This is a genomic window from Streptomyces sp. NPDC006207 (genome assembly GCF_040613835.1).
In the GTDB taxonomy this organism is placed as follows: domain Bacteria; phylum Actinomycetota; class Actinomycetes; order Streptomycetales; family Streptomycetaceae; genus Actinacidiphila.
In genome coordinates this window covers 127404-139737 of the sequence record NZ_JBEXSX010000010.1, presented here as the reverse complement: position 1 = coordinate 139737, position 12334 = coordinate 127404, and the positions used below count along the sequence as shown (strand labels likewise).

The 12334-nt window shown below is 74.3% G+C and carries 12 protein-coding genes; 1 reads left to right on the top strand and 11 read right to left on the bottom strand.

Annotation, left to right across the window (positions count from 1 at the left end):
• Positions 1–7: 7 nt before the first annotated feature.
• Entirely contained in the window at positions 8–661 is a 654-nt protein-coding gene (gene tsaB / locus ABZ312_RS10880) for a tRNA threonylcarbamoyladenosine biosynthesis protein TsaB (protein ID WP_499513455.1), read from the bottom strand.
• A 164-nt stretch (positions 662–825) separates the two neighbouring features.
• Here tsaB and ABZ312_RS10875 point away from each other — a divergent pair, with 164 nt between their 5' ends.
• Entirely contained in the window at positions 826–1368 is a 543-nt protein-coding gene (locus ABZ312_RS10875) for a hypothetical protein (RefSeq protein ID WP_500328120.1), read from the top strand.
• Positions 1369–1477: 109 nt separating this feature from the next.
• Here ABZ312_RS10875 and ABZ312_RS10870 read toward each other — a convergent pair whose 3' ends face one another.
• The 10 genes from ABZ312_RS10870 to ABZ312_RS10825 form a co-directional block, all read right to left on the bottom strand.
• Entirely contained in the window at positions 1478–1648 is a 171-nt protein-coding gene (locus ABZ312_RS10870) for a hypothetical protein (protein WP_500328121.1), read from the bottom strand.
• A gap of 125 nt (positions 1649–1773) precedes the next feature.
• Positions 1774–2298 (bottom strand): tRNA (adenosine(37)-N6)-threonylcarbamoyltransferase complex ATPase subunit type 1 TsaE, encoded by a 525-nt coding sequence (tsaE, locus tag ABZ312_RS10865; protein WP_499513452.1) that lies wholly within the window; start codon positions 2296–2298, stop codon positions 1774–1776.
• An 11-nt stretch (positions 2299–2309) separates the two neighbouring features.
• Positions 2310–3593: an alpha/beta fold hydrolase gene (locus tag ABZ312_RS10860; RefSeq protein WP_500328123.1), complete on the bottom strand. Its 1284-nt coding sequence runs from the start codon at positions 3591–3593 to the stop codon at positions 2310–2312.
• A 32-nt stretch (positions 3594–3625) separates the two neighbouring features.
• The gene (gene alr / locus ABZ312_RS10855) at positions 3626–4762 is read right to left on the bottom strand and encodes an alanine racemase (protein ID WP_500328124.1); all 1137 of its coding nucleotides are present in this window, start codon (positions 4760–4762) and stop codon (positions 3626–3628) included.
• 35 nt (positions 4763–4797) lie between these two features.
• On the bottom strand, positions 4798–5775 hold the full coding sequence (locus ABZ312_RS10850; RefSeq protein WP_500328125.1) for a L,D-transpeptidase: 978 nt from the start codon (positions 5773–5775) through the stop codon (positions 4798–4800).
• 114 nt (positions 5776–5889) lie between these two features.
• The gene (locus ABZ312_RS10845) at positions 5890–7362 is read right to left on the bottom strand and encodes an NAD(P)H-hydrate dehydratase (protein ID WP_500437230.1); all 1473 of its coding nucleotides are present in this window, start codon (positions 7360–7362) and stop codon (positions 5890–5892) included.
• 831 nt (positions 7363–8193) lie between these two features.
• Positions 8194–8562, bottom strand: a complete 369-nt coding sequence (locus ABZ312_RS10840; RefSeq protein WP_500328127.1) for a holo-ACP synthase — start codon at positions 8560–8562, stop codon at positions 8194–8196.
• 7 nt (positions 8563–8569) lie between these two features.
• Complete coding sequence (gene glmS, locus ABZ312_RS10835; RefSeq protein WP_500328128.1) at positions 8570–10417, bottom strand: glutamine--fructose-6-phosphate transaminase (isomerizing); 1848 nt, start codon at positions 10415–10417, stop codon at positions 8570–8572.
• Between the two features lie 98 nt (positions 10418–10515).
• Positions 10516–11322, bottom strand: a complete 807-nt coding sequence (locus ABZ312_RS10830) for an ABC transporter permease (RefSeq protein ID WP_500328129.1) — start codon at positions 11320–11322, stop codon at positions 10516–10518.
• Positions 11319–12293, bottom strand: a complete 975-nt coding sequence (locus ABZ312_RS10825) for an ATP-binding cassette domain-containing protein (RefSeq protein ID WP_500328130.1) — start codon at positions 12291–12293, stop codon at positions 11319–11321. Before ABZ312_RS10825 ends, ABZ312_RS10830 begins: the two co-directional genes overlap by 4 nt.
• Positions 12294–12334 lie beyond the last annotated feature (41 nt).

Below are 12334 nucleotides of genomic sequence, written 5' to 3'. Positions count from 1 at the left end.
AGCGCGGTCACTTCGGCAGGACCGCCTTGTAACCGGCCGGCACCTGGGCGTCCGGGCGGCGCAGGTAGAGCGGCAGCGCGGGGAGGAAGTCCTCGCCGTCCGCCAGCTTCACGGCGGCGAGCGCGGCCAGCGCGGCGGCGGACTGGTCGGCGGGCGGGCGGACGTCGGTGAAGGCCTCGGGGTAGAGGGCGGCGCCCGCGCCGACCGCGGGCACCCCGGCGACCTCGCCGGCGATGTCGCCGGGCCGGTCCACGGCCGGGTCGGTCACCCGGGCCCGCGGGCCCTCGTACCGGGCCCAGTAGACCTCCTTGCGGCGCGCGTCCGTCGCCACGACGAACGGCCCCTCGATCCCGGCGGCGTAGGCCAGCCCGTCGAGGGTGCAGATCCCGTGGACGGGGACGCCGAGCACGTCGGAGAAGGAGACCGCAGTCACCAGCCCGACGCGCAGCCCCGTGTACGGGCCGGGGCCGACCCCGACCACGATCCCGGTCACGTCGCCCAGTCCGGTCCCCGCCTCCCGCAGCACACGGTCCACGGCGGGCATCAGCAGCTCCCCGTGCCGTCTCGCGTCGATCTCCGTCGACTCGGCGAGCACGCGCCGGCCGTCGTGCAGGGCGACCGTCACGGCGGGGGTTGCGGTATCGAAGGCAAGCAGCAGCACGCGTTCAGCCTACGGCGTTCACCGGGGTGGCCCTGCCAGGACGGAGGCACCACCGCGGCCCGGGACGGCGCTCCCGTCGGCGTGCGGCCCGGCTGCTAACGTCAACCCAGCGTGACGCCCACCTCCGGAGGAAAGCCGTGGCAAGGATCGGTTCAGGGACGATCGTGACCGGACTGACCGCAGCCGCTCTGGCCGCCGTCGGCGTGCTCGCCGTCCAGGCCTCCAGCTCCGCCAGTGAGATGACCAAGGGCGTCCGTCCCACGGACACCGGCGGCCGCGACACCTCCCTGGCGGCCTCCGCCTCGCCCTCGCCGAAGCGGACGGACGAGCTCCCCGCGGCCTCCGGCACCGGCAGCAGGGTCGTGTACTCGCTGCGCGCGGACCGCGTGTGGCTGGTCGGCGACGACGGGAAGGTGCGCACCACGTACGGGGTCGTCCCCGGCACCGTGGACCCCGCCCCCGGCACCTACTCCGTGACCTCCCGCAGCGCCGCCAGCGTCGGCGGCGACGGCGTGGCCGTCGAGAACGTGGTGCGGTTCACGACCGTGGACAGCGTGGTGATCGGCTTCAGCGCGGCGAAGGACGGCTCCCTGCCCGACGCCCCGCCCCCGGGTCAGCAGACCGGCGGCATCCGCGAGAAGCGGAAGGACGGGGCGGCGCTGTGGAAGTTCGCGACCGTGAACACCAAGATCGTCGTCGTGCGCTGATTTCCCCCGGACGAGTGAACGCCTCCCGGGTTCACCCGGCGGGCGGGCACCTCGTGTCCCGCTGCCCGGCCGGACCGGTCCGGCCGGCCTCCGCCTGGGCGGCGTGCGCCTAGGCCGCGTCCGCCTCGGGGCGCCGCGTGGGTTCGTCCTGCGCCGTGTCCGGTTCCGGCTCCTCGGGCTCCCCCGGCGGGGTGCACACCGCGTTCGCCGCCGCGGCCGCCGCCAGCAGCGCCTGCATCGAGTAACCCGGCTCCGGCTCCGGGGCCGTGTGGGCCGACATGGATGCCTCCTGGGTCCGACGGGGGTCGGGTTAGGCAGCCCTAACCGACTCCTGGACTCCAGCAGAACACGGGGGACGTGCCGTACGCAACATCTTCCCGACACCTTGTCGGAACGGTTACGCGCTCAGACGCCGAGGCCCGCCAGGTCCTCACCGGCCCAGCGCCCGCCGACCCCGGTCACGACGACCTCGCGCACGTCGTGGTCCTCCTGCCCGTTCGCGGCGACCTCGCCCACCGCGCGGTGGATCACCAGCTGCAGCCGGTCGTCGGAGAGCTCCTCGACCTTGCCCTCGCCCCACTCGACCACGACCACCGACTCCGGCAGCGAGACGTCGAGGTCCAGGTCCTCCATCTCGTCGAGGCCGCCGGTCAGCCGGTACGCGTCCACGTGCACCAGGGCGGGGCCGCCGCCCAGCGAGGGGTGCACCCGCGCGATCACGAAGGTCGGCGACGTCACCGCGCCCCGGACGCCCAGGCCCTCGCCCAGGCCACGGGTCAGCGTGGTCTTGCCCGCTCCCAGGTCACCGCTGAGGACGACGAGGTCGCCGGCGCGCAGTAGCGGCGCGAGACGGCGCCCCAGCTCGCGCATCTGGTCGGGGGTCTTGACGGTGACCCGGATCGCTTCCATGCCGATGGCTTCCATGCCCATGTGCCCGAATGCTACGCGCCGCCGGAGACCACGCGGTCCGCCCTGCCCGGCCCGGCGGGCGGCGGCACCGCCAGTTCGCGCAGCGCCTGCGGGACCGCTGCGCGCGAGGCGTCGGCCGCCTCGGCGAGCAGCGCCGCCAGGTGCGTGTTGACCAGCTCGGGGTGCTCCAGCATCACCAGGTGCCCGGCCCCGGGCACCACCACCAGCTCGGTGTCCGGCAGGCGCTCGGCGATGGCCCGGCTGTGCTCACTGGGCGTCAGCAGGTCCTTGTCCCCGGCCAGTACGAGCCCGGGCAGGCCGTCCAGCACGTCCAGGGCCTCGCTCTTCTCGTGCTCGGTGAAGGCCGGGTAGAACTCGGCGACGACGTCGATCGGGGTCGACTCGATCATCCGCTCGGCGAAGCGCGCGACGCCCGGGTCCACCTCGGAGCCGAAGGAGTAGCGCTTGATGATCCCGGCGAAGAGGTCGGCCGTCGCCCGGCGCCCCCGTTCCACCAGGTCGACCTGGGTGCCCAGGATCCGCAGCACCCCCGGCGCCAGCGCCCGCAGCGCCCGCGCGCCGGCCGCCGGCAGGCCCAGCGTCACGCTGGCCAGCTTGCCGGAGGACGTGCCGACGAAGGCGAAGCCGGCCACGCGCTCGGCCACCACCTCGGGGAACTGGTCGGCGAACGCCATGACCGTCATGCCCCCCATGGAGTGCCCGACGAGCACCAACGGGCCCTCCGGCGCGGCGGCGTCGATCACCGCCTTCAGGTCGCGGCCGAGCTGGTCGATCGTGGCGGGCTCGCCGTCCGCCTGGTCCTTGCCCCGGCCGGAGCGGCCGTGGCTGCGCTGGTCCCAGTAGACGGCGCGTATCGCCCCGCGCAGCGCGGCGCGCTGGAAGTGCCAGGAGTCCTGGTTGAGGCAGTACCCGTGGCTGAAGACCACGGTCAGCGGCGGCGCCTGGCCGCTGCGGCGGAAGAACTGCCAGCGTCGCGTCGGCGCGGCCGCGTCGATCGCCGCCGGGTCCGCCTCCTCGACCTCGTAGTAGATCTCGGTGCCGTCCTCCGCGGCGACCCTGCCCGGCATCCCGCGCAGCGAGCCGTACGGCCCGGCCAGGTCGAGGGCGAGCCGGGCGCGTTTGCGCATCCCCCGGCCCACCGTGGCCCGCTCCAGCGCCACCCCCGCGGCGGCACCCGCCGCGACGACGCCCACGGCCGCGCCGACGATCCCGGCGCGCTGCCAGCGACCGGAAGCGGCGGCCGCTTCGGCCACCGCCTCGATCGCCGCCCCCGTTGCCCTACCGCTCTCGGTCATGGTCGTATCGCTGCTTCCCCTTGGCTACGCGTTTACGTACCCACGTAGACGCGCGGCACCCGGGTCCCGATCCGAGTGACGATCTCGTATGCGATGGTGCCCGCCGCCCGTGCCCAGTCCTCGGCGGTCGGCTCACCGCGGTCACCAGGGCCGAACAGTACTGCCTCGTCACCCGCGTCGGCCCCGTCGCCCCCGAGGTCGACCACGAACTGGTCCATCGCCACCCGCCCGGCGACCGTCCGCCACTTGCCCGCCACCAGCACCGGGCCGGTGCCCGAGGCGTGCCGCGGGACGCCGTCGGCGTACCCGACGGGCACCAGGGCGAGGGTCGTCTCGCCGGGCGTCGTGTAGTGGTGCCCGTAGGAGACCCCGTGGCCGCCGGGGACGCGCTTGGCCGAGGCCAGTCGCGCCGACAGCGTCATCACCGGGCGCAGCCCGAAGTCGGCCGGGCCGCCGACCTGCGGGACCGGCGAGATCCCGTACATCGCCACCCCGGTCCTGACCAGGTCGAAGTGCGCCTCGGGCAGGGTCAGCGTGGCCGGGGAGTTCGCCATGTGCCGGACCTCGGGGCGCAACCCGGCGCGCTCCGCGGTCTCCAGAGCGCTGTGGAAGACGGCGAGCTGCGCCGCGATGGAGGGGTGGCCGGGCTCGTCGGCGCACGCGAAGTGCGACCACAGCCCGGTGACCTTGACCAGGCCCTCGGTCTCGGCGGCGCGGGCGGCGGCGACGAGGTCGGGCCACTCCGCGGGCTGGGCGCCGTTGCGGCCCAGACCCGTGTCGGCCTTCAGCTGGACGCGCGCGGTCCGGCCCGCGGCCGCGGCGGCCTCCGCGACCTCGCGCAGCGCCCACGGCGCGCTGACCGTCACGTCGACGTCCGCCTCCACGGCGGCCCGCCAGGGCCCTCCCGGCGTCCACAGCCAGCACAGCACGGGGGCCGTGATCCCGGCTGCGCGCAGGGCCAGCGCCTCGTCGGGCGTCGCCGTGCCGAGCCAGCCCGCGCCCGCCTCCAGGGCGGCCCGGGCACACGGCACCATCCCGTGGCCGTAGGCGTCCGCCTTGACCACGGCCATCAGCCCGGAGCGGGGTGCGCGGGCGCGCAGCGCCGCGACGTTGGACCGCAGGGCGGCGAGGTCGATCGTGGCCTGGGCGCGCAGATTCGTCTCATCCATCGCGCCCAGTGTCTCAGGCCGGCCCCGTGCCGCCGTCACGTGGCGGGCTTCCTGCCCCACACGTACACCGCCTCCTGGATCTTCAGGACGTTCCACAGCAGGCGCGCGTTGCGGTTGGACAGGTTGATGCAGCCGTGCGATCCGGGCGCCTTGTAGACGCTCCCGGGAGTGGCGTGCATCGCCTGGCCGCCGCTGAAGAACTGGCTGTAGGGCATCGGGGCGTCGTAGATGTCGGAGACGTGGTCCTTGTGGCGCCAGTAGACGGAGAAGCGGCCGGTACGGGTGAGGTAGCCGGTGCGGCCGCTGCGGATGGCGACGGGGCCGAAGACGACCTTGGTGCTGCTGCTCTGCACCCACAGCAGCTGGCGGTTGAGGTCGATGCAGACGATGCGCTTGCCCCGGGCCGGCGCCGGGCACCGGCGGGAGGCGTTGGGGCCCTTCCTGGTGGCCTCGTCGAGACGGAGGTAGCCCCAGGTGGTGGGGCCCGCGAAGCCGGTGGCGGGCACGATGCCCTTGGACTTCTGGTAACGGCGGATCTCCGAGCAGTCGGCCTCGGACTGCCTGCCGTTCACACGCAGCCGCAGCCGCTTCTCGACCTCGCGCTGGTAGGGGCCGGTGAAGGACGTGCAGTACTCGGCGGGCTCCGGGTTCGACCCGTCCTCCTCGTCCTCCTCGTAGTACGGGTCCTGATCCTCCTCCTCGGCGGCCCGCTCCTGCTGGAACGTACGCGCCCGCTCGACGTCCTTGGCGGGCACGAACTCCACCAGCTGCGGATCCACCCAGTCCTCGCCCTCGTCCTCGGAGAGCACGGCGCTGCGCGTGGGCCCGGTCGGTGCCATGCCGATCGTGCGGGGCAGCGCACCCTGGTCGGGGGTGTCGACCTGCCGGGAGGCGGCAGGGCCGAAGGGGACCCCGGGGACGAGCCGGTCCACCGGCACCGGCCAGTCGTCGTCCGCGGCGGCCGTCGTGTGCGCACCGAGTGCGGCAAGGGCGACCACTGCCGCGGTGAGCAACCGGACCCTGCTTCTGGCATACGTTCCCATGAACACACAAATTGACGTGCGGCCGCCCGGCGGAACACCACGTCGGCGGACTCCACCCGTTTCGCCCAGTTGATTGACGGCGGATCAGGACCTGATGTCGCGCCAGGCGTCAGGAAGGGCGGCGGCCACGTCGTGCGCGGCGATCGGCGCGCCCACCGGGCCCGCGGCGACCCGCGCCGACAGACCGTGCAGGTAGGCGCCGACGGAAGCCGCGTCGCGCGGGGCGAGCCCGGCGGCCAGCAGGGACCCGGTGATACCGGAGAGCACGTCACCGCTGCCGGCCGTGGCCAGCCAGGACGTCCCCGTGGGATTGACCCGGACCGGCACCCCCGGCTCCGGGGACGCGACGAGCGTCGTGGAGCCCTTCAGCAGCGCCGTGGCGCCGAACGCCTCGGCCAGCCTCCGTACATGGTCCAGCCGCGCCGCCTCCACCTCCTCGCGGGCCACACCGAGCAGCGCCGCCGCCTCCCCCGCGTGCGGGGTCAGCACGGTGCCCGCGGCGCGGGAGCGCACCACGGCCCGGTCCAGCAGCCGCAGGCCGTCCGCGTCGACGAGCACGGGCACGTCCGAGGCGAGCACGTCGTCCACCGAGCGCCGCGCCTCCGGCCCGTCGCCCAGCCCGGGGCCCACCACCCAGGCCTGCACCCGGCCGGCCTTGTGCGGCGGCCCGGCCGACACCAGCGTCTCCGGGAAGCGGGCCAGCACGGCCCGCGCCCCTGGGCCCACGTACCGCACGGCCCCCGCGCCCGCCCGCAGCGCCCCCGCCACCGCGAGCACGGCGGCCCCGGGGTAGCGCTCCGAGCCCGCGACGACGCCGATCACGCCACGCCGGTACTTGTCGCTCTCGGCGTCCGGGCCCGGCAGGAGGGCGGCGACGTCGGCGTGCTGCAGCGCCTCCAGGTCGGGCGCGGTGCCGTCCAGACAGGGGCCGAGGCCGATGTCCACCAGGCGCAGGGCGCCGGCGTGCTCGGCGGCCGGGTCCACGAGCAGGCCCGGCTTGTACGTCCCGAACGTCACCGTCATGTCGGCCCGCACCGCCACGCCCCGGACCTCGCCGCTGTCGGCGTCCACCCCGCTGGGGAGGTCCACGGCGACCACGACCGCCCGGGACGCGTGCGCGGCCTCCGCCAGCGGCACCGCCTCGGGGCGCAGCCCGCCCTTGCCCCCGATGCCCACGATGCCGTCCAGCACGAGGTCGGCGCGGTGTATCAGAGCCACCGCGTCCACGTCGTCCGGGGCGACCGCACGGCCGCCCGCGGCGCGCAGGGCCGCCAGGCCACCGCGGTGCGCCTTCTGCGGCGCCACCAGGACGGCGGTCACCCCCGCCCCGCGCCGCGCCAGGCGCGCCCCCGCGTACAGCGCGTCGCCGCCGTTGTCCCCGCTCCCGGCCAGCACGACGACGCGGGCCGCGTAGACCCCGCCCCCGGTGCCGAGCGCGTTCGCGCACGCGGCCGCCAGCCCGGCCGCCGCCCGCTGCATCAGAGCCCCCTCCGGAACCCGCGCCATGAGCGCCCGCTCCGCCGCCCGTACGGTCTCCACGCTGTACGCCACCCGCATGGGGCCATGTTCCCACCGCGGGGCCGTGGTTGCGCGCCGTGCGCGGTCCGTCTCTGCCCGGCCGGTGGCTGTGCGCGGGTGCGTACCGCCTGCGGGCGGCTGCGCCGGGCTGCCCGGGTGTTTGTGTGCGGGTTGTTTGCGCCTGCGGCGGGCGTCCACCCGCCCTCCCGCCCTCCCCCAGCCTTCGGCCGGGGGGACCCCCATCCGGCGCGGTCAGTGACCGCCTCGCGCGGTCGTTGTGGGGTCGGTGCCGCGCCGGGGCACGCCCCCAGCCTTCGGCCGGGGGGACCCCCACCTCGGCGCTCGCGGCGCTGCCCAACATCATCCGGCCCCGCGCCCACCGCTCGTCGCCTGCGGGGGCACCCCGCCACACCCCCTCCTGCCGGTCGAGGCGACTAACGGCCGGACGAGGTTCAGAGAGCGGTCCGGGGTTGCCGCAAGTGCCTTACTCACCCCCACCGGCCGTCATGCGCCCACACAACGGGAGGGGGTGCGGCGGGGTGCGCCCATGGGGGTCCCCCCGGCCGAAGGCTGGGGGAGACGAGCGGCGGACCCGGGTGCCAAACGATGTCGGGGTAAACCGCGAGCGCTGTGGGGGCCCCCGGCCGAAGGCTGGGGGAGTGCGCCGGCGCGGCACCGACTCAGGCACACGTTGCGAGACCCGCACCGACCGCGCCGGATGGGGGTCCCCCCGCCGAAGGCTGGGGGAGGGAGGGCGGGCGGGGGATGCCCGCCGCAGGCGTAAGCAACCCGCACACAGACACCCGGCCGCAAGGGAAACCGCAAGAACAAACGCCCCGCACGCGGCGACACGGGGTAGGCCGGACCGGGTCAGCCCTCGGCGATGACCACCGCGGACGCGACCCCCGCGTCGTGGCTGAGCGAGACGTGGAACGTCCGCACCCCCAACTGCTCGGCCCGCGCCGCCACCGTCCCCCGGACGATGAGCCGCGGCTGCCCCGAATCCTCCGTGACGACCTCCGCGTCCGACCAGTGCAGCCCACCGGGCGCCCCCAGCGCCTTCGCGACCGCCTCCTTCGCGGCGAACCGCGCCGCGAGGGAGGCGCCGCCCCGGCGGGCCCCACTGGGGAGGTGGAGCTCGCCGGGGAGGAAGAGCCGCTCGGCCAGACCGGGCGTGCGCTCCAGGGACTGCTCGAAGCGGTCGATCTCGGCGACGTCGATGCCCACCCCGATGATCACGGCGTGCTCACTCGACCGTGACGGACTTCGCGAGGTTCCGCGGCTGGTCGACCTCGTTGCCGCGGGCCGTGGCCAGTTCGCACGCGAAGACCTGCAGCGGCACCGTCGCGACCAGCGGCTGCAGCAGCGTCGGGGTCTGCGGCACCCGCACCAGGTGGTCGGCGTAGGGGACGACGGACTCGTCGCCCTCCTCCGCGATGACGATGGTGCGCGCCCCGCGGGCCCGGATCTCCTGGATGTTGGAGACGATCTTGTCGTGCAGCACCGAGCGCCCGCGCGGCGACGGCACGACCACGACGACGGGGAGGTCCTCCTCGATCAGCGCGATGGGGCCGTGCTTGAGCTCGCCGGCGGCGAAGCCCTCGGCGTGCATGTAGGCGAGTTCCTTGAGCTTGAGCGCGCCCTCCAGGGCGACGGGGTAGCCCACGTGGCGGCCGAGGAAGAGGACGGTGTTCTTGTCCTTGAGGGAGCGGGCCAGTTCGCGGACCGGCTCCATGGTCTCCAGGACCTGCTCGACCTGACGGGAGATCTGGGAGAGCTCGCGGATGACGGCGAGGATCTCGTCGCCCCACTTCGTGCCGCGCACCTGGCCCAGGTAGAGGGCGACGAGGTAGCAGGCGACGACCTGGGTGAGGAACGCCTTCGTGGAGGCGACGGCGACCTCGGGGCCGGCGTGGGTGTAGAGCACCGCGTCGGACTCGCGCGGGATGGTGGAGCCGTTGGTGTTGCAGATGGCCAGCACCTTGGAGCCCTGCTCGCGGGCGTGCCGCAGGGCCATGAGGGTGTCCATGGTCTCGCCGGACTGGCTGATGGCGACCACCAGGCTGCGCGGGGCCAGGATCGGGTCGCGGTAGCGGAACTCGCTGGCGAGCTCCACCTCGCAGGGGATGCGGGTCCAGTGCTCGATCGCGTACTTGGCGATCATTCCGGCGTGGAAGGCGGTGCCGCAGGCGACGATGACGATCTTGTCGACCTCGCGCAGCACGGAGGCGGGGATCCGTACCTCGTCGAGGGTCAGCAGTCCGCTCGCGTCGATCCGGCCCAGCAGCGTGTCGGCGACGGCCTTGGGCTGCTCGGCGATCTCCTTGAGCATGAAGTAGTCGTAGCCGCCCTTCTCGGCGGCGGAGGCGTCCCAGTCGATGTGGTACGGCCGGACGTCGGCGGGCTTGCCCTCGAAGTCGGTGACGGTGACGCCCCCGCGGCGCAGCTCCACGACCTGGTCCTGGCCGAGCTCGATGGCCTCGCGGGTGTACGCGATGAAGGCCGCGACGTCGGAGGCGAGGAAGTTCTCGCCGTCGCCGACGCCCACGACGAGCGGGGAGTTGCGGCGGGCGCCGACCACGACGTCGGGCTCGTCGGCGTGGACGGCCACCAGGGTGAAGGCGCCGTCGAGGCGGCCGCAGACCTGGCGCATGGCCTCGGCGAGGTCCCCGGTGGAGGAGTAGGCCTCGGCGAGGAGGTGGGAGACGACCTCGGTGTCGGTCTCGGAGAGCAGGTCGTGGCCGCGCTCGGCGAGTTCGGCGCGCAGGGCGGCGAAGTTCTCGATGATGCCGTTGTGGACGACGGCGACCCGGCCCGCGTTGTCCAGGTGCGGGTGCGCGTTGGCGTCCGTGGGGCCGCCGTGGGTGGCCCAGCGGGTGTGCCCGATCCCGGCGGGGCCGCTCGGCAGCGGACGCTCGTCCAGCAGCTTCTCCAGGTTGGCGAGCTTCCCGGCCCTCTTGGCCGCGGCGAGCCCGCCGTCGGCGAGGACGGCGACGCCCGCCGAGTCGTACCCCCGGTACTCCAGGCGCTTCAGACCCGCGATGACGACGTCGAGGGCGGACTGGCCGCCCACGTATCCAACGATTCCGCACATGGGAAGAACTCTAGGCGGCGGACGGCGGACGTCGAACCCGACGGCGGACGCCGGTGGGCCCCGGACCGGGACGGTCCGGGGCATCCCGGGAAGCGCGTTCAGCTGCGCGCGCGGTAGGCGCGCATCACCAGCGGGACGAAGACCACCGCGATCCCCGCGGCCCACAGCAGCGACCACATGACCGGTCCGGCGACCGCACCGGAGCCGGTCATCAATCCCCGTACGGCGTCGGCCAGGCGGGTGACCGGGTTCACGTCCGCCCACGCCCTGAGCCAGCCGGGCATGGTGTCCGCGCGCACGAAGGCGCTGGAGGTGAAGGTGAGCGGCATGACCAGCACGAAGCCGAAGGTCATCACCTTCTCCGGCTCGGAGACCAGCATCCCGATCAGCAGCGTCATCCAGGACATGGCGACCGCGAAGGCCAGCAGCAGGCCCGCCGCGCCCAGTACGCCGGGCACGCCGCCGTCCACGTCGAAGCCCATGAGCACGCCCAGGCCCAGCATCAGCAGCAGCGACCACAGTTGCTTGCCGAGGTCCGCCACGACCCGCCCCATGAGCGGCGCGGAACGGGCGATCGGCAGCGAGCGCAACCGGTCCAGGACGCCCTTGGTGAGGTCGATGTTGAGGCCCATCGCGGTGTTCATGGTCGCGAAGAGGGCGTTCTGCACGATGATCCCGGGCAGCGCGTACTGCAGGTAGGCGTCGGGCGATCCGGCCATCTGGCCGCCGAAGACGTAGGTGAAGAGCAGCACGAACATGACGGGCTGGACGCTGAGGTCCATCAGCTCCATCGGGTTGTGCTTGATCTGCACCAGGTTGCGCCAGGCGAGGGTGCAGGTCTGCTGCAGCCCGTCGCGGAGCCGGACCTTGGCGACCGGCATCAGGTCCGCGGTCACGGCGCTCATACCAGGGCCTCCGTCTTGTCCTCGTCCGTCGTCGTCTCCTTCACCGCGCGGTGCCCGGTGAGGGACAGGAACACCTCGTCGAGGCTGGAGCGGCGCAGCGTGAGCTCGCTCACCCGCACCCCGGCCTCGTCCAGCCGCCGTACGACGGCGGGCATCAGCTCCGGGTCGTTCACCGCAGCGGTGACCAGGCCGGACTCGATCTTCGCGCCGGGCCCGGCGACCACCGAGACCATCGCGTGGACCTTCTCCAGCTCCGCCGCGGCCATCGGCCGCACCTGCAGAACCTGGCCGCCGACCTGCTCCTTGAGCCCGTCGGGGGTGCCCTCGGCGATCACCCGGCCGCGGTCGATGACCGCGATGTCGTCGGCGAGCTGGTCGGCCTCCTCCAGGTACTGCGTGGTCAGCAGCACCGTCGTACCGTCCCCGACCAGGCCACGGACGATGTCCCACAGCTCGTTGCGGCTGTGCGGGTCCAGGCCGGTGGTGGGCTCGTCGAGGAAGAGCACCCGCGGCCGGCCGACCAGGCTGGCGGCAAGGTCGAGGCGGCGCCGCATGCCGCCGGAGTACGTCTTGGCGGCCCGGCCGCCGGCGTCGGCGAGCCGGAACTCCTCCAGCAGCCGCGTCGCCCGGGCGCGGGCCTCACGGCGCGGCAGGCCCAGCAGCCGGGCGATCATCAGCAGGTTCTCGTGGCCGGTGAGCATCTCGTCCACGGCCGCGTACTGCCCGGTGAGCCCGACGAGCGCGCGTACGGCGCCGGCCTCCCGCACCACGTCGTGGCCGCCGACGAGCGCCCGGCCGGCGTCCGGCCGCAGCAGGGTGGCCAGGATGCGCACCGCCGTGGTCTTCCCCGCCCCGTTGGGGCCGAGCACGCCGAGCACCGTGCCGCTGCGCGCGGCCAGGTCCACGCCGGCCAGGGCCGTGGTCTCCTTGAAGCGTTTGACCAGGCCCTCCGCCTGGATCGCGTAGCTCATCCGCGATGTCCTCCCCGTCATGGTTCGCTCGGTTTTGCTCC